Genomic DNA, 16,689 nt, shown 5'->3' with positions numbered 1-16,689 from the left:
CTTTGTTGCGCGATTTGCACACCCGTGTGCGCAGTGAGCACGTCTAGCGCGGAAGACTGCGCCGGGCCTCCTTTCCTGTCAAGATTTCCCGGGCGAAGCAGTGCCGTTGTTGCGCCCTCTGCACATCACCATTCCGCGAATGAGCCGTCGGGGTGCGTCCACACCGGTGTGCGCCAGCGCATCCCGCGCTCGTGGGCCCGCCGGACGGCGCCCTCGTCGATCTCCACGCCGAGGCCCGGACCGGCCGGGCGCGCGACGTGGCCGTCGGTGAACGTGAAGACCTCCGGTTCGGCCACGTAGTCGAGCAGCTCGGCGGTGCGGTTGTAGTGGATGCCCAGCGACTGTTCCTGGATCAGGAAGTTGGGGGTGGCGAAGTCGACCTGCAGGCACGCGGCCAGCGCGAGCGGCCCGAGCGGGCAGTGCGGCGCGAGGACCGCGCCGAACGTCTCGGCGAGCGCGGCGATCCGGCGTACCTCGGAGATCCCGCCGGCGTGGGCGAGGTCGGGCTGCACCACCCGGACACCGGCCTCCAGCACCGGAAGGAAGTCGCCGCGGGAGAAGAGCCGCTCGCCGGTGGCGATCGGGCGGCTGGTGCTCTCGACGAGCCGCCGCAGGTTCGTGTGGTTGTGTTCCGGCACCACGGGTTCCTCGATGAACAACGGGTCGAACGGTTCCAGCGCCTCGATCAGGCGCGGCGCGGCGGCCGCGCTCACCCGGCCGTGGAAGTCGACGGCGAAGTCGCGGTCCGGGCCGAGCGCCGCCCGCACCTGCCCGGCCCGGTCGCTCGCGGCCGCGACGTCGCTCGCGCTCGGGATCGGCGGGAACTGCGCGGTGGCGTTCATCTTCACGGCCGTCATCCCGGCCTCGCGCTGTGCGGTGGCCGCGGCGGCGACGTCGTGCGGGGAGTCGCCGCCGATCCAGCCGTACACGCGGACGCGGTCGCGCACGGGACCACCGAGCAGCTCGTACACCGGCACGCCCAGCCGTCGCCCGGCGATGTCCCACAGGGCCTGGTCGAGTGCCGCGATCGCCGACGACCGTTCCGGGCCGCCGCGGTAGAACCCGCCCTTGGTGAGCCGTTGCCAGAGGTCCTCGATGCGGCGGGGGTCTTCGCCGACGACCTGCTCGGCCAAGGCCGCGACCGCCGCCGCGGTGACGTCGGCCGCCCCTTCGAGCCCGCCTTCGCCCCAGCCGTGGACCCCGGCGTCCGTGGAGACCTTGACGAACATCCACCGCGGCGCGACGAGGAAGGTCTCGACGTCGGTCACCCGCATACCCACTCCTTCGTTAGAGTATGATTTATCATACTCAAATGGGAGGCAAAGTGAACCCGCTGAGCGGACCGGGCGGCCTGCACGCACGGGTGGTCGACGCGATCGGCAGCCGGATCGCCACGGGCGAGCTCGCCCCCGGCTCCGTGCTGTCCACGGAACGGATCGAGCAGGACCACGGGGTGTCCCGCTCGGTCGTGCGCGAGGTCCTGCGCACGCTCACCGGGCTCGGCATGGTCCAGCCGCGGCACCGCGTCGGGACCACCGTGCTGCCCGTCGCGGCGTGGAACCTGCTCGACCCGCGCGTGATCACCTGGCGCGCGGCCGGGCCCGACTCCCGGCGTCAGCTGGGCGAGCTGCTCACCCTGCGCGAGGCCCTCGAACCGATGGCCGCGCGCAGCGCCGCGGCCGGCCGGGACGAGGAGACCACGCGGACCCTGCGCGAAGCGCTGGCCGGGATGACAACCGCGTTCGAGGACGGGAAACCGCACGACTTCGCCACCGCGGACACCGCGTTCCACGAAGCCCTGCTGCGCGGGGCGCACAACGACGTGCTCAGCCAGCTCGTGCAGACCGTGCTGGCCACCCTGCGCGCCCGGTACGCGGGCCACCGTTCGTTCAGCGACGAGACCGCGGTGTCGCTCGACCGGCATCGCGAGCTCGTCGACGCGGTGGCCGCCGGCGACCAGGCCGCGGCCGAAGCCGCGTCCCGAGCACTCGTGCGCGAAGCCCGGGCCGAAGTTCTCGGCGCGGCCGAAGGAGATCTGACGTGACGCCCTTCGACCTGACCGGCCGGCTCGCGCTGGTGACCGGCTCGCGGCGCGGCATCGGCCGTGCCATCGCGGAGGCCTACCTCGCCGCCGGCGCGCGGGTGGTGCTCAACAGCCCCGACGCCGCGCAGCTCGAAGCCGCGGCCGCCGAGTTGGGCGACGGCGTCCTCACCTGTGCTTTCGACGTCTCCGACAGCGACGCGGCGGAGGCGGCGCTCGAGCGGCTCGTGGCCGAGCACGGCTGCCCGGACATCCTGGTGAACAACGCCGGGATCCAGGTCCGCGGCCCGCTCACCGACCTGCCGGTCGAGGACTGGCGCCGCGTCGTCGACGTCGACCTCACGAGCGCGTTCGTCGTCGGCCGCACGCTGGCGCGCGGCATGATCGCGCGCGGCAGCGGGAAGATCGTCAACATCTGCTCGGTGCAGACCCACCTGGTCCGGCCGACGACCGCGCCGTACGCCGCGGCGAAGACCGGGCTCGCCGGCCTCACCCGGTCGATGTGCGCGGAATGGGCGGGCCACGGGATCCAGGTCAACGGCCTGGCGCCGGGCTACCTCGACACCGAGCTCAACGCGTCCCTGGTGGCGGACCCGGAGTTCTCGGCGTGGATCACCCGGCGCACCCCCGCCGGCCGGTGGGGACGCCCGGAGGACGTCACCGGCCCGGCGGTGTGGCTCGCGTCGCCGGCGTCAGACTTCGTGAACGGACAGGTCGTGTACGTCGACGGCGGACTGACGGCGGTGATCTGAGTGACCGTGATCCCGATGGGCCGGGCCGTGACGGTGCTCGGCGCCGGCCGGCTGGCGGTCCGGGAGTGGCCGGAGGTCTCCCCCGGACCGGGCGACGCGGTGGTCGACGTGGCCTACGGCGGGGTGTGCGGCTCCGACGTCCACTACTGGCAGCGCGGCGAAGTCGGCGAATCCGTGCTGGCCGACCCGATGGTGCTGGGCCACGAGGTCGTCGGCACCGTCCGCACCGCGGCCGCCGACGGCTCGGGGCCGCGGGCCGGCACCCCCGTCGCCGTCCACCCGGCGCAGACGTGCGGGGAGTGCCCGCGCTGCCGCGAAGGCCGGGACAACCTGTGCCCGTCCCTGAGGTACCTGGGCAGCGCCGCCCGCCGCCCGCACACCCACGGCGGCTTCGCGGACCGGCTGCTGGTGCCCGGCCACCGCCTGGTCCCCGTGCCGTGCGAACTCCCGCTGCGCACGGCAGCGCTCGCCGAACCGGCGTCCGTGGCCCGGCACGCGCTGACCCGCATGGCCGCGCTGGCCGGCGGCGTGCGTGACCGTCGTGTCCTGGTCACCGGCGCCGGCCCGATCGGGCTGCTGGTGGTGGCCCTGGCGCACCTCGACGGCGCAGCCGAGGTGACCGTCACCGACCTCCACGCCCGCCCGCTGGAAGTGGCCCGGCAGGCCGGCGCGACCCGGACGCTGAGCGCCGGCGAACCCTTGCCGCCGGTGGACGTCGCGTTCGAATCGTCGGGCGCGCCCGCGGCGGTCGCGACGGCGTTGGCAGCGCTGCCCCCGGGCGGGACGCTGGTGCAGGTGGGCCAGCTCCCCGGCCACAGCGTCGCCGCCCCGTGGCACCTGACGGTCCCCCGCGAGCTGACGTTCACCGGCTCGAGCCGGTTCGCGGGCGGGATGGCCGAGACCCTGGCGACGATCGCCGGGAACCCGGATCTGTTCGCGCCCATCGTGTCCACGGAGTACACAGTGGACGAAGCGGAGGAAGCCCTGGCCGTGGCGAGCCGGCCGGAGCGGTCGAGCAAGGTCCTGCTGCGGTTCGGGGCGCCCTGACCGGTGCTAGCGCGAACGCAGCGAAAGCGCAGCCGCTCCAAGGGAAAGCGAGATCGCCGGCGTGAAGACCGCGGCGTAACCGAGGAAGATCCGGGGACACTCGCACCGGTACCGCGCCAAGCGCCCCCTTGCCGCCGCCGGTCTGCCTTTCGCCGTGCCGGAGCCGCCGGCTGCGGTGGCCACGTTCGGGAAACTCGCCTACCTCCGAAGTGATCAGCGCGCGTCAACGATCTCCACGCCGGTCAGCTCGGCGCAATAGGCCAGGAACCCGTCCTGCACCGCGGGGTCGTGCGCCTCACGGGGGACGGACCGCTGCTGTCCGTGGTAGAAGTGCCGCCCGGTGACGGTCGCGGCCTCTTCGTCGCCGACCGCCAGCCACGCCTGGGTCACCGGCGCCAGGTCCAGGTCGTCGGGCGCGCCGCGGCCGCCCATCTTGGTCGGCACCCAGCCGGGCTCGACCGAGTTCGACAGCACTCGTGGCCACCTCCGCGCGACTCCGAAGGCCAGCAGGATGTCGAACAGCTTGCTGTCGCTGTACGCCTGCGAACCGTTCCACCGCCGGTTCGTCCACTGTGGATCGGACAGGCCCGCGTCGCCACCGTGGGCCATGCCCGAACTCAGGTACACCAGCCGGTGCGGCGGGGCGACGAGCGCGGTCAGCAGGTACGGCGCGAGCACGTTCACCGTGAACAGGTGGGACAGGCCGTCGACGGTCTCGATGCGCCGGGGCTCCCGGTACCCGATGCCGGCGTTGTGGATCACGGCGTCGAAGGGGCCGGCGGCGTTCGCTTGCCCGGCGAGCGAACGGATCCCGTCGAGGGACAGCAGGTCGGCCACGAGCACGTCGTCGGCATCGGGCAAGGCCGCACGGGTGTCGTCGGCCCGCCGGGTGTCGCGGGCGTGCAACGTAACCGAGTGGCCCTGGCCGACGAGCAGCCGGCCGGCCATCAGGCCCAGACCGTCCGAGGACCCGGTGATCAGTACCCGCGCCACGACAGAACCTCCATCCTGCGGGGACGGACTCCCGCTCCTGTTCCACTGTGCGTCTTCCACTGTGCGTCGCGAGCCCGCCCTCGTCCAAGACCTCTTCCGGCTCCTGTGATACCCGCAGGGCATCAGCGGGGCCTGTGGCGGCCTCCGGCCGACTTTTTTCAGGACTTGACGAAACAGGGGGAACAGCTGTCTCATGGATCACGCCGCCGCCACGGGCTCTGTCCTGTTTCACGATCGCGTGGAGGGTCCTCCCCGCGGCAAGGAGCGTCATGCCCTCGACCCCAGGCAGTCCCGGCCGGCGGGAATCCCGGCCCGGCGCCGTACCACGGACCCGCTCGCACCTGCGGACAGCCGCCCTGACGGCCGCCGCGGTGACCGTCACCCTCGGGACGTACCTGGCCGTCCCGGTGTCACCCGCCTTCGCGGCGACGACCGCCAGTGTATGGCTCACCACCCCAGACCGAGCCAACCTGCTGAGCCGGCAGGGCGACGTCTCGTTCGGCAGCGGCGGCAGCGGCCCCGTCATCACCGTGGACCCGGGCACGACTTACCAGTCGATGGTCGGATTCGGCGCTTCCCTGACCGACGCCGCCGCGTGGAACATCACCAGCTCCTCGCGCCGCGACGAGATCATGAACGCGCTGTTCAACCCCAGCAGCGGCGTCGGCCTGAGCTTTCTCCGCCAGCCGATCGGCGCCAGCGACTTCTCACGCGGCTTCTACACCTACGACGACGGCGCCGCCGACCCCAGCCTCTCGCGATTCTCCGTCGCACACGACAACGCCTACATCCTGCCGCTGGTGAAGCAGGCCAAGTCGCTCAACCCGAAGCTGTCCGTCATGGCCACTCCGTGGAGCGCGCCGGCGTGGATGAAGACCAGCAACAACCTCATCGGCGGCTCTCTCAACGACAGCCGCGTCGGGGTTTACGCCGACTACCTGACCAAGTTCACGCAGGCGTACCAGGCAGCGGGCGTGCCGATCGACTACCTGAGCGTGCAGAACGAGCCGAAGTTCTCGCCGCCCGGCTACCCGGGCATGCTGATGACGGCGGGCCAGCAGACCACCGTCATCAACAATCTGGCCCCCAAGCTCCGCGCGGCCGGCCAGAACACGAAGATCCTGGGGTACGACCACAACTGGGACGACACCAGCTACGCCCAGACCGTGAACAACGGTGCGGGCGCCAACGTCGCCGGGTCCGCGTGGCACTGCTACGGCGGTAGCCCGAGTGGACAGTCCACAGTGCACAACGCCCAGCCTGGCAAGGACATCTTCTTCACCGAGTGCTCGGGCACCCAGTCGGCCACCGCGTCGAACACGTTCGCGGACAGCCTGCGCTGGCAGGGCATCAACCTGGCGATCGGCGCCACCCGCAACTGGGCCCGCACCGTCACGACGTGGAACATGGCCCTGGACAACAACCACGGGCCGGTGATCGGCAGCTGCACCAACTGCATGGGCGTCGCCACCGTGAACGGCGGCAGCGTCACCTACAACGCGGAGTACTACGTGCTCGGTCACCTGAGCAAGTTCGTGCGGCCCGGGGCCGTGCGGATCTCCTCGACCGCCTACGGCGACGGCGGCATCCAGAACGTCGCCTTCCGCAACCCGGACGGCAAGATCGTGCTCGTCGCGCTCAACAGCGGGGGCACTCAGAACTTCAAGGTGTCCTTCGGCGGCAAGTCCTTCGGCTACTCCCTGCCCGGCGGCTCGATGGCCACGTTCACCTGGCCGGGCACCGGCGCGATCACCGGCCCCGGCGGCAACCAGCCGCAGTCGCGGACCGAGGCGCCGGGAACACCTGGCCCCGCCGGCACGGTCAGCGCGGCAGCCGCGCCCGCCGGCCCGAGGCCCCACCAGCAGTGGGCGGTCCCGGCACAGTCGAGCTCGCCGACGGACGACGGCATTTGCCCAGGCGGGCCGTTCCCCGATCCCCTGCCCTCACCGACGCTGAGCGCGGCCAAGATCAAAGACGGGTTCAACTTCCTCGAAGGCCCCACCTGGGACGCGGCGACTCAGACGCTGCTGCTGACGAACATGCACGACGGCACCGGACCGCAGCACGTCCAGCCCTCGGACATCCTGCGCTACACACCGGCGGACGGGGCGTTCACCACCTTCCTCGCCGGCTCGGGCAGCAACGGCCTGGCCATCGGCCGGGACGGCAAGTCCGTCGTGGCGGCGACGCACGACCAGCGCAGCGTGTCGTCCTACGACCTGGCGACGAAGCAGCGAACGACGCTCGCGGCGAACTACCAAGGTCACCTGTTCAACTCGCCGAACGACGTCACCCTGGGCGCGGACGGCACGGTGTACTTCACCGACCCCGACTTCCAGCGCGCCGGCCGGCCGGACCAGATGTCCGGCCGGACCGGGGTCTACCGGATCACCGGGGGCGCCGTCTCGCTGATCGACGACACCATCCGCGAGCCCAACGGGATCGAGCTGTCGCCGGACGGCAAAACCCTGTACGTGGGAGGAAACGCCACCGGGAAGATCTACCGGTACCCGGTCAACCCCGACGGCAGCACCGGCGCCCGCGCGGACTTCACCTCATTGGCCGGGACCGACGGCGGCACGATCGACTGCGTCGGAAACATCTACCAGATCACCTACAGCGACGGAACGGTGCACGTCTTCTCCCCCGCCGGCCAGGCTCTGGGAACGATCTCGGCCGGGCCGAACGCGACGAATGTCGCCTTCGGCGGGCCGGATCGCAGGACGCTCTACATCACCTCCGGCGTCCCATCCGGCGGCGGTGACAGCGGCAACTTCGGGCTCTACAGTGTCCGGTTGAATGTGCCAGGCTGGCCGTATTGAGCCAAGCCCGCGTCAATGGGCAGCCGATTGGTGAAATTCGTCGCTCATTGCGCCAATCTTTCGAAGTCCTCCGTCACGCCGAAGCTAAGTGCCATGCTCTCCGGCGAGTGCCCGATACACCGGCCGAAGCAGCTCGGCGACGTCGTCGCCGCCCACCGTGATCGCGAACGGCGGGGCCTGGTCCAGTAGCGCGTCGCACGGCGTTCGGGGCCCGTGCAACGGCGCCGCGCCGCCCAGGCCCGGGGCCGGACCGCAGTCGAAGAAGGTGTCCATGACTTCGGTCAGGGCCGGAGACCGGTCGTCAGGATCGAGCGGCTCGGCGGAGATGAGCCGGTTCTTCAGTTCCTCCAACAGAGTTTCGCGGTTCCGGCCGCGCAAAGCGAGGAGGGTGAACGGATCGTCGCCGACCCGCGCCACCAGCGCGGAGAACACGGCGTTCAGGTGGCCGCACGGCACCTCGGCGTCCGGGCAGGTGCAGTCCAGCGACACTTCCCGCGCCGACGACGGGAACAGGGGCAGCCGGACCGCTTTGAAGATCTGTTCGACGTCGTGGGGCAGCTCGCCGCTGAGCAGCAGGACCGTGGACGACGCCTTCGCGGCGAGGGCATGGGTGATCGCCGCCCAGTCCGACTTCCCGAACGCCGTCAGTCCGATTCGCACCTGGTAAGGGCGTCCGTCCTGGACCTCGGCGTCGACGCGCCCGGCGCCGGCCTCCAAGGACACGACGCGCCCCTGCCCGCGCGCGGGCAGGAGGATGCCGATCGCCGTCAGCGCCCTGATGAACCGGGTCGGCCACCAAGGGAGCGGCTCAGTCATCGATCGCTTCCTCCCCCAGGGTGAGCACCCCGCGCAGCGCGTCCGCGGACAGTTCGGTGAGCCAGCTTTCGCCCTCGCCGACGACCATTCCCGCCAGCGCGCGTTTCTTGGTGATCACGGTGTCGATGCGTTCCTCGATGGTGCCCGGGCAGACGAACTTCCGGACCTGGACGTTCCGTCCCTGCCCGATCCGGAACGCCCGGTCGGTGGCCTGGTTCTCCACGGCCGGGTTCCACCAGCGGTCCAGGTGCAGGACCTGGCTGGCGGCGGTCAGCGTGAGCCCGGAGCCGCCGGCCTTGAGCGAGAGCAAGAGGATCCGCGGCCCGCCGGCGGCTTGGAAGCGGTCCACGATCGCGTCTCGCGACCCTTTTGCCAGGCCACCGTGCAAAAACGCGACTTCGGTGCCGAGCCGGTCCGACAGGTGCGGCACGAGCATATGGCCGAATTCGGTGTACTGCGTGAAGCACAGCACCCGATCGCCCGACGCCAGGATTTCCGCCAGGATCTCTTCGAGGCGGATGACCTTGCCGGAGCGGTGCCCGATCGGGGAGCCGTCGTGCAGCAGGTGCGCGGGGTGGTTGCAGACCTGCTTGAGTTTCGTGATCGCGGCGAGGATGTTGCCGCGGCGCTTGATGCCGTGGCTGTTCGCGATCTTCTTCATCATCTCGTCGACGATCGCGCGGTACAGCGTGCCCTGTTCACGGGTGAGCCGGTACTCCTGCCTGATTTCGATCTTTTCCGGGAGCTCGGGGACGATTGCGGGGTCGGTCTTCACCCGGCGCAGCAGGTACGGCTGCGTGAGCCGGCGCAGGGCGGCGGCCGTGGCGGTGTCGCCGCCGCGCTCGATCGGGGCCGCGAACCGCTGCCGGAACTCGAACCGGCTGCCGAGCAGCCCGGGGTTGAGCAGGTCCAGCACCGACCACAGGTCCGCCAGCCGGTTTTCCACCGGAGTGCCGGTCAGCGCGAGCCGGTGCCCGGCGGTGAACCGCCGCACCGCCTTGGCTGTCGCGGTGTCGGCGTTCTTGATGGCGTGCGCCTCGTCGAGCACCAGGCGTCGCCACGTGAACGTCTCGAGTTCGTCGGCGTCACGGGCGGCGGTGGCGTAGGTCGTGACGACGAGGTCGGCCGCGGCGACCTGCTCGGCGAGCGCGTCCCCGTGTGCGCGGGCGCTGCCGTGGTGGGCGTGGACACGAAGGCCTGGGGCGAAGTTCGCCGCCTCCCGCTGCCACATGCCGACCAGCGACATCGGGCACAGCACCAGCGTCGGCGGGCGATCGTCGTCTGCCCGCTCGACGGCCTCGAGCGCCAGCGTCTGGACGGTTTTGCCGAGGCCCATGTCGTCGGCCAGGCACGCACCGAGCCCCAGCGCCGACATGAAAGCCAGCCAGGCGACCCCTCGCTGCTGGTAGGGGCGCAGCGTGGCCCGGAACGACGGCGGCAACTCGACCGGCTGCAGGGCCTGGTGGACCCGCTCGGCCAGGACGTCCCCGACCCAGCCGTCGGCGCTGACGTCGGTGACCGGGAGCGGCGTTTCCTGAGCGAGGTGGACCAGCTCCAGCAGCTCGGCCGCGGTGGGGCGCTGGGTGGGCCGGTGCGGGTCGCGGCGCAGGAACTCGAGACCGGCGCGGAGCCGGTCGGCATCGACGCTGATCCACCGGCCCCGCAGCCGCACCAGCGGTGTCTTCGCCGCGACGAGCCTGAGCAGCTCGTCTTCGCCGATTTCGTCGTCGCCCACCGCGATCGACCAGCGGAACCCGGCCAGCTCGTCGCGGCCCACCCGGCTGCGGGCGACGACCTGCTCGGAAGGCGTGCTGCGGACCGACAGCCGTAGCCCGAGCCGGCGCCTGCCGTCCCAGGTCGCCGGTAGCTGCACTTCGAACCCGGCCTCGATGAGCCGGGTCGCGCCCGAGGTGAGGAACTGTTCGGCTTCCTCGACGGTCAGGTCGTACTCGGACGGCTGAGTCCTGCGCAGTGCCGGCGCCAGCATCGGTTCCACCAGCGCGGCCCGGCCCAGTTCGGCGACGAACAGCCCCTTCGGTTCCCTGACCAGCCCGTGCGCCTGGCCCGACCAGATCTGCTCCGCCGACAGCAGCAAACTCGGATCGGCCGTCGCCCGCAGGAGGAACTGCAGCTGCCACTTGGTGCCGTCGCCGGTCTGGTCGTCGGGATCGTCCGCGGCCGGTGGGCGCAGTGTGCCGACTTCGGCCAGCCGGAAACACGCCCGGCCATCGACGACGTCGGTATCGGCGACCTCGTCCCACTTCGCGACGGCGTCGGCCACGACACCGAGCTCACCCAGTGGCAGCTCGACGCGGGAAACGCCGCCCTGCAAAGCGGCCAGCCACACCCCGGCCGCGCCCCGGCCCCCGCGCAGGTCGACGGGAGGATCCGCCCGCGCCAGGCGGTCCCGGACCGCCGCGTCGGCCAGGGCGTGGAGCGCATCGGTGACGAGCGCGCGCGGCGAGGCCCCGATGAGTGGCGCGATCTGCTCGGCCCGCCCGACCGGCGGCATGGCCGCGACCAGTGCGTCGAAGGCGACGAAATCCACGCCCTGCAGCACCGGGCGCCACCGGGCCTCCGCCGTATCGCCCCGGCGGACCAGCGTCGGCAGGACCCGTCCGCGCCGCACCAGATCCGCGGCCAGGCGGGCCACCGCCCGCAGGTAGGTGACCGAGGCGCCGTACGAGGCCGAATCGTCGAGATCGTCCAGCTCGGTCGCGTCCACGATCAACGCCGGCACCGACCACGGCCGCAACGACGGCGCCGGGCCACGCCGCTTACCGCCCGCCGCGGCCTCGGAGGAGGCGAGCGGCCGGTTCGCCCGCGACGGCAGCAGCAACGTCACCGACGTGGGCTTGCCGGGATGCAGCGCGGTCAGCTTCGCGCTGGAGACCGCGAACGGATGCGGCAGCGCGATCTGCGCCGAACGACTCGACGTGCCGACCGGTCCTCGGTCGTGCTCCGCCCAGAGCAGCAGACCCCGGCCCGGAGACCACACCGCGTGCACCAAGGGCAAGGTCTGGGGCTCCTTCGTCCGATCCGGTTCCCGCGCCGGCGGGCCAGGCAGCAGGCGTCCACCTGAGGATTCTCGCGACCGAAACGGGGGTGGGCCGGACGCACTCCGTCCCGGCCGATGCCACCCGGGGCGGTTCGGCCGGGTGTTCCTTCGTCGGCCGGGTTCACCGTGGAGGGTACTGGTGGCTCTACCGCCGCGCCTAGCCCGCACTCCGCCGGCGACGCGAGGTCCGGCCTGTTTGCCGTCACGTCGCCACAGGCCCAGCGCCCCCGCCGCGTCGCCACATCGCCGGATGGCCCACAGACCTTGACAAACCCTCCCATCCCATGTGCTTATTACTGCACATTACAACGCGCCAACGAGCATCATCTTGCATTTCGGGAGGCTCAAGTGCATCGACGACTGGCGTACGCGGCAGCCGGGCTGGTCCTCGCCGGCACCGTCGCGGCTCCCGCCGCCGCAGATTCGCTCTCGTCCGTCTCGGTGCCGCGCGGCCCCGATTCCCCCGGCTACCAGCTGCGCATCGACACCGCCCGGCTGGGCATCAGCGTGTCGCGCGGCGGTGAGCAGGTGCTGCGCACCGCGGCTGACGCGTTCACCTTCGACGGCGGCGTGGCGACCCGCGTCCGGTCCGTCTCGCGGGACGGCGCGACCGTCGTCGCCGAGGCCGACAGCACCGCCGGCCGCACGGTGACCCTGCGGATCACCCCGCGCCCGGACCGATTCGACCTGAGCTGGTCGGTCGGCGGGCTCGCCGCCGGCCGGCGGGCGACCCACTTCGACCTGGCGACGTCCGGCCACTGGTACGGCGGCGGCGAAACCAGCGAGGGGAAGGCCCAGCCGTACCCGCTTTCCGCCGGCGTGGTCGACGAGCCGGAGTTCTCCCCCGCCAGCTACATGATGCAGGAGCCGTACTTCTTCACCTCGAAGTCGGTCGGCCTGTTCGTCCGCACCGCGCAGCCGATGAAGGTCGCGCTGGCCGGCGGGCGCGCCGACCTGACCGTCACGAACTCCGCGGAGTACACGAGCACGGTCTTCGTCGAGTCGAGCCGCCGCGCGGTGTACGACGACTACATCGGCGAGGTGGGCAAGCCCGCCAAGAGCGACGCGACCGACGCCGAGTTCACGAGTCCACTGTGGAATTCCTGGGCGCAGTACTACCGGGACATCGACCAGGACAAGGTGCTCTCGTGGGCGCGGGACCTGCAGAAGGCGGGCGTCAGCGGTCACACCGTGCAGCTCGATGACAAATGGGAGTCGAACTACGGCAACCTGACCTTCGACGCCAAGACGTTCCCGGACCCGAAGAAGCTGGCCGGCGACATCCACGCGATGGGCCAGAAGTTCGGCCTGTGGACGACGTTCTGGGTCAATCTGGACTCGGCGAACTACGCCTACGCCCGGGACCACGGCTACCTGGTGCACGCCAAGGGGAGCACGTCCGAACCGTGCACGGTGACCTGGTGGAACGGCACCGCGGGCATCATCGACCTCGGCAACCCGCAGGCCCGCGACTGGTACGCCGGCAACCTGCGGAAGCTGATGGCGGACTACGGCGTCGACGGCTTCAAGTTCGACACCCGCTTCTTCGACGACCGGTGCGCCACCACCGGGAACCTGACCCCGCAGGACTACCAGAAGCTCGGCGCGGACATGACGGACGCGTTCGACCAGCAGGGCGCGGGCATCCGCACGCACTGGGGCAACCAGCACTACGGGTTCGTGATCCGGGCGGTCGACGCGGACACCACCTGGGACGGCCTGCGCACCTCCCTGCGCCGTGCGTCGGCGATCTCGACCGATGGCTACCCGTTCGTCGAGACGGACATGATCGGCGGGTCGAACAGCATGCCGCCGCCCACCCGCGAGGTGCTGGTCCGCTGGGCCCAGGCCGCGTCGCTGATGCCGCTGATGTACGCGTCGACGTCCCCGGTGACGACGGTCGACACGACGACGGGCAAGACGGTCGTCTACCCGGCCGACACGGCGAAGCTGTACGCCGACGCTGTCAGCACCCACGCGAAGCTGGCGGGCTATCTGAAGACACAGGTGCAGCAGGCGGTCGCCGACGGCACCCCGATCATGCGTCCGGTGTACTTCGACTTCCCGGCGGACCACCGCTTCGACACGATCGACGACGAGTGGATGCTCGGCCCCGCCGTGCTGGCGGCGCCGATGATCACCGCCGGCACCGCCCGCGACATCACGCTGCCCGCCGGACTGTGGTTCGACCCCCACACCAAGCGAATCGAACCGGGCGGCCGCACGCTGCACAACTACCCGGCGCCGTTGGACACCGCGCCCATGTTCGTCCGGATCGGCGCTCCGGGCTGGGCGGACCTCATCGGGGCACTGACCCGCTGACCCTCGTCCTGGCCAACAGCCTGGCGGAACTTCCGGCCGTCTCGGACGATGATGTCCAGCAGCTTCGGAAGTACGACCGCGAGGGCCTGTTCCTCGGGAAGGGAAAGGCATGAGCCGCTACGCACGTTTCGAACACCTGCGGGTCGACGGCCCGGACGAAGACGGCGTGCTCGAACTCGTCCTCGACGCGCCCAACCTCAACGCGGTCAGCGAGGCCGCGCACGCCGACCTCGCCGACATCTGGCGCGAGTTCGACCGCGACCCGGCCGTCAAAGCGATCCTGCTACGCGGCGAGGGCAAGGGCTTCTCCGCGGGCGGCTCGTTCGACCTGGTCGAGAAACTGGCCACCGACTACGAGGCCCGCACCCGCACCATGCGCGAGGCCCGAGACCTCGTCTACAACGTCATCGACTGCTCGAAGCCGATCATCTCCGCCATCCACGGCCCCGCCGTCGGCGCCGGGCTGGTCGCCGGTGTGCTGGCCGACGTCTCGGTCGTCACCGCGGACGCGAAGATCATCGACGGCCACACCCGCCTCGGCGTCGCGGCCGGCGACCACGCGGCGATCTGCTGGCCGCTGCTGTGCGGGATGGCCAAAGCCAAGTACTACCTGATGACGTGCCGCCCGCTGACCGGCGCGGAAGCCGAGCGGATCGGCCTGGTCTCCCTGTGCGTCGACACCGCGGACGAGCTACTGCCGACCGCGCGCGAGATCGCGCACGAGCTGGCCACCGGCGCCCCGAACGCGATCCGCTTCACCAAACAATCGCTGAACATGTGGTACCGACAGGTCGCAGGCGCGCTGTTCGACTCCTCACTGGCACTCGAGTTCTACGGCTTCGGCGGCCCCGAGGTACACGAAGGCCTGGCGTCGCACCGCGAACACCGCAAGCCCGACCCCAAGCGGTGGCAGGGATGACCGCTCGGCGGCCCGGCTGACCCCCCGCCGACTCCGGCAACAGTCTGTACAGGTCCGGTCTCAACAAGGGAAGCGCGCGATCTCGGTCGACCTTGAGTCTGCTGTGGACAGACAACGCGTGGCCTGTTCGCGACGATCGAGCAACCACGGGTGGGCTCGCACCTGGCCCCGGCGCCCCCATCCAGATCGGCGGTGAAAGGCCAGTGCCATGAATCTGGACGGTGCCCGGGGTTGGCGGATAGTGTCGCCGGACTCCGCTCCGGCGGAGCCGTACCCGAAGTGGCGGAAAGCGCAGGGGGTCTGGGGGTTACTGGGTTCGACTGCGGAATCCGCACGCTTTCAAGGCATCGAGGGAGGAATCTCATGCTTACCAGAAGAACCATTCTCAAATCAGCGGGCGGGCTGGCGCTGGCCGCTACCGCGACCGCGTTCGGATCGGGCGCGCTCGCCGCGGGCACGCCGGGGACCGGCGAGTGGGAGCGGCTGCGGGCCGCGCTCACCGGAGACCTGATCCGCCCCGGCGACGCCACCTACGATTACGCGAAAACCGTCTACCTCGGCGAATACAGCGCGGTGAACCCGCAGGCGGTCGCCTACTGCAAGACGGTCAAGGACGTGCAGACCTGCCTGCGGTTCGCGCAGGCCAACCAGGTGGACCTGCGCACCCGCAGCGGCGGCCACAACCTCGCGGGCTGGTCGACCGGTGAAGGTCTGGTGATCGACCTGTCGAGCTTCAACCGGGCCGAGGTCACCGGCGACACGGTGCACGTCGGCCCGGGCGCGATGTCGATCGACGTGCTGACCGCGCTGGCCCCGGCCGGCCGCCAGGTCGTCTCCGGCACGTGCCCCACCGTCTGCCCTGGCGGGTTCCTCACCGGCGGCGGTGTCGGCTTGCAGACCCGCAAGTACGGCACCGGTTCGGACCGGCTGGTCTCGGCCACGGTCGTGCTCGCGGACGGCCGGGTCGTCCAGACTTCGGCGACCTGCGAGCCGGACCTGTTCTGGGCACTGCGCGGCGGTGGCGGCGGGAACTTCGGCGTGGTGCTGGACTTCGAGGTATCCCCGATCGACCAGCCGCGGGGGGTCTACTTCACCACCGCCTGGGACTGGACCAAGGCGGCCGAGGTCGCCGAAGCCTGGCAGAAGTGGAGTGTTTCGGGTTCCCACGACCTCGGATCGAGCTTCGTCGTCGTGCTGCCGGACGCCGCACCCGGTGCCACCCCGCTGGTCATGCTGTCCGGCGCGTACTGGGGTTCGCAGCAGGAGCTCGAAAACGGGCTCGACGCGCTCGCTGCCGAGGCCGGCACGCAGCCGACAAACCGGCAGGTCCATGAGCTGTCCTACGAGGACGTCATGCGCCAGGAGTACGGCTGCGGGCAGATCACTTCCCAGGAGTGCCATCTCGTCGGCCAGACCCCGGACGCGAGGCTGCCGCGCAACGGGCTGCTGCGCGAGCGCACGCGGATCTTCGACCGCCCGGTCGTCGGTCCGCCGCTCACCGACGCGCTCGCGATGTTCGACACGGACCGCCGGGCCGGGGAGACCCGCACCTTGAGTTTCTCGGCCACCGGCGGGCGAGCCAACGAAATCTCCCGGGACGCGACCGCGTACTGGCACCGCAGCGCCCAGTTCATGACCGGGTTCGGCGCGCTGACCCAGCGCCCCTCCGTGCCCGCGGAGGAAGAAGCGGCCATGGTGGCCTGGGTCGACCGGGGCTTCAACCTGCTCGACCCGGTGTCGGCGGGCGAGTCCTACATCAACTTCCCGGACACGCGGCTGACGAACTGGCAGCAGGCGTACTACGGCGGCAACTACCCGCGGTTGCTGCGGACCAAGCGGCAGTACGACCCCGGGAACCTCTTCCACCACGCCCAGAGCGTGGGCAGCTGACCCCGGGGCGAACGGCGGGCTGACCGGTT

At 71.0% G+C, this 16,689-nt stretch carries 11 protein-coding genes; 7 read left to right on the top strand and 4 right to left on the bottom strand.

Going from position 1 to position 16,689, the window contains the following annotated elements; all coding sequences use genetic code 11:
- Positions 1-125 precede the first annotated feature (125 nt).
- Positions 126-1,274: a galactonate dehydratase gene (gene dgoD, locus OG943_RS10145; RefSeq protein ID WP_328609462.1), complete on the bottom strand. Its 1,149-nt coding sequence runs from the start codon at positions 1,272-1,274 to the stop codon at positions 126-128.
- Positions 1,275-1,312: 38 nt separating this feature from the next.
- On the opposite strand from dgoD, the gene OG943_RS10140 reads away from it, so the two are divergent.
- From OG943_RS10140 to OG943_RS10130, 3 genes are read left to right on the top strand one after another with little or no spacing between them, the layout of a single operon-like run.
- Positions 1,313-2,044, top strand: coding sequence for a FadR/GntR family transcriptional regulator (locus OG943_RS10140; protein ID WP_328609461.1), 732 nt, complete (start codon positions 1,313-1,315; stop codon positions 2,042-2,044).
- A complete protein-coding gene (locus OG943_RS10135; RefSeq protein WP_328609460.1) occupies positions 2,041-2,793 on the top strand; it encodes an SDR family oxidoreductase in 753 nt (250 codons plus the stop codon). The genes OG943_RS10140 and OG943_RS10135 overlap by 4 nt, the downstream gene beginning before the upstream one ends.
- A complete protein-coding gene (locus OG943_RS10130; protein ID WP_328609459.1) occupies positions 2,794-3,840 on the top strand; it encodes an alcohol dehydrogenase catalytic domain-containing protein in 1,047 nt (348 codons plus the stop codon).
- A 213-nt stretch (positions 3,841-4,053) separates the two neighbouring features.
- Here OG943_RS10130 and OG943_RS10125 read toward each other — a convergent pair whose 3' ends face one another.
- Positions 4,054-4,833 carry an SDR family NAD(P)-dependent oxidoreductase gene (locus tag OG943_RS10125; RefSeq protein ID WP_328609458.1) on the bottom strand — a complete coding sequence of 260 codons (780 nt, stop codon included), beginning with the start codon at positions 4,831-4,833 and terminating at the stop codon, positions 4,054-4,056.
- 269 nt (positions 4,834-5,102) lie between these two features.
- On the opposite strand from OG943_RS10125, the gene OG943_RS10120 reads away from it, so the two are divergent.
- A complete protein-coding gene (locus OG943_RS10120) occupies positions 5,103-7,655 on the top strand; it encodes an SMP-30/gluconolactonase/LRE family protein (protein WP_328609457.1) in 2,553 nt (850 codons plus the stop codon).
- Between the two features lie 84 nt (positions 7,656-7,739).
- Here OG943_RS10120 and OG943_RS10115 read toward each other — a convergent pair whose 3' ends face one another.
- Together OG943_RS10115 and OG943_RS10110 are read right to left on the bottom strand one after the other, a co-directional pair.
- Positions 7,740-8,471, bottom strand: a complete 732-nt coding sequence (locus OG943_RS10115; protein ID WP_328609456.1) for an SWIM zinc finger family protein — start codon at positions 8,469-8,471, stop codon at positions 7,740-7,742.
- Positions 8,464-11,487, bottom strand: coding sequence for a DEAD/DEAH box helicase (locus tag OG943_RS10110; protein ID WP_328609455.1), 3,024 nt, complete (start codon positions 11,485-11,487; stop codon positions 8,464-8,466). Before OG943_RS10110 ends, OG943_RS10115 begins: the two co-directional genes overlap by 8 nt.
- A 390-nt stretch (positions 11,488-11,877) precedes the next feature.
- On the opposite strand from OG943_RS10110, the gene OG943_RS10105 reads away from it, so the two are divergent.
- The 3 genes from OG943_RS10105 to OG943_RS10095 all read left to right on the top strand — a co-directional run bounded on the left by OG943_RS10105 (position 11,878) and on the right by OG943_RS10095 (position 16,660).
- The gene (locus OG943_RS10105) at positions 11,878-13,851 is read left to right on the top strand and encodes a TIM-barrel domain-containing protein (protein ID WP_328609454.1); all 1,974 of its coding nucleotides are present in this window, start codon (positions 11,878-11,880) and stop codon (positions 13,849-13,851) included.
- A 109-nt stretch (positions 13,852-13,960) separates the two neighbouring features.
- On the top strand, positions 13,961-14,770 hold the full coding sequence (locus OG943_RS10100) for an enoyl-CoA hydratase/isomerase family protein (RefSeq protein ID WP_328609453.1): 810 nt from the start codon (positions 13,961-13,963) through the stop codon (positions 14,768-14,770).
- Positions 14,771-15,133: 363 nt separating this feature from the next.
- Complete coding sequence (locus tag OG943_RS10095) at positions 15,134-16,660, top strand: FAD-binding oxidoreductase (RefSeq protein ID WP_328609452.1); 1,527 nt, start codon at positions 15,134-15,136, stop codon at positions 16,658-16,660.
- Positions 16,661-16,689 lie beyond the last annotated feature (29 nt).

The organism is Amycolatopsis sp. NBC_00345, assembly GCF_036116635.1.
Classification (GTDB): domain Bacteria; phylum Actinomycetota; class Actinomycetes; order Mycobacteriales; family Pseudonocardiaceae; genus Amycolatopsis.
Note: the sequence above shows the minus strand (reverse complement) of the source record. Positions and strands in the feature narration are given on the sequence as shown.

What these genes read in the sequence shown, in the direction of transcription:
- dgoD (WP_328609462.1), bottom strand. Translation starts at nt 1,274, where the DNA reads ATGCGGGTGACCGACGTCGAGACCTTCCTCGTCGCGCCGCGGTGGATG.
- OG943_RS10140 (WP_328609461.1), top strand. Translation starts at nt 1,313, where the DNA reads ATGGGAGGCAAAGTGAACCCGCTGAGCGGACCGGGCGGCCTGCACGCA.
- OG943_RS10120 (WP_328609457.1), top strand. Translation starts at nt 5,103, where the DNA reads ATGCCCTCGACCCCAGGCAGTCCCGGCCGGCGGGAATCCCGGCCCGGC.
- OG943_RS10115 (WP_328609456.1), bottom strand. Translation starts at nt 8,471, where the DNA reads ATGACTGAGCCGCTCCCTTGGTGGCCGACCCGGTTCATCAGGGCGCTG.
- OG943_RS10100 (WP_328609453.1), top strand. Translation starts at nt 13,961, where the DNA reads ATGAGCCGCTACGCACGTTTCGAACACCTGCGGGTCGACGGCCCGGAC.
- OG943_RS10095 (WP_328609452.1), top strand. Translation starts at nt 15,134, where the DNA reads ATGCTTACCAGAAGAACCATTCTCAAATCAGCGGGCGGGCTGGCGCTG.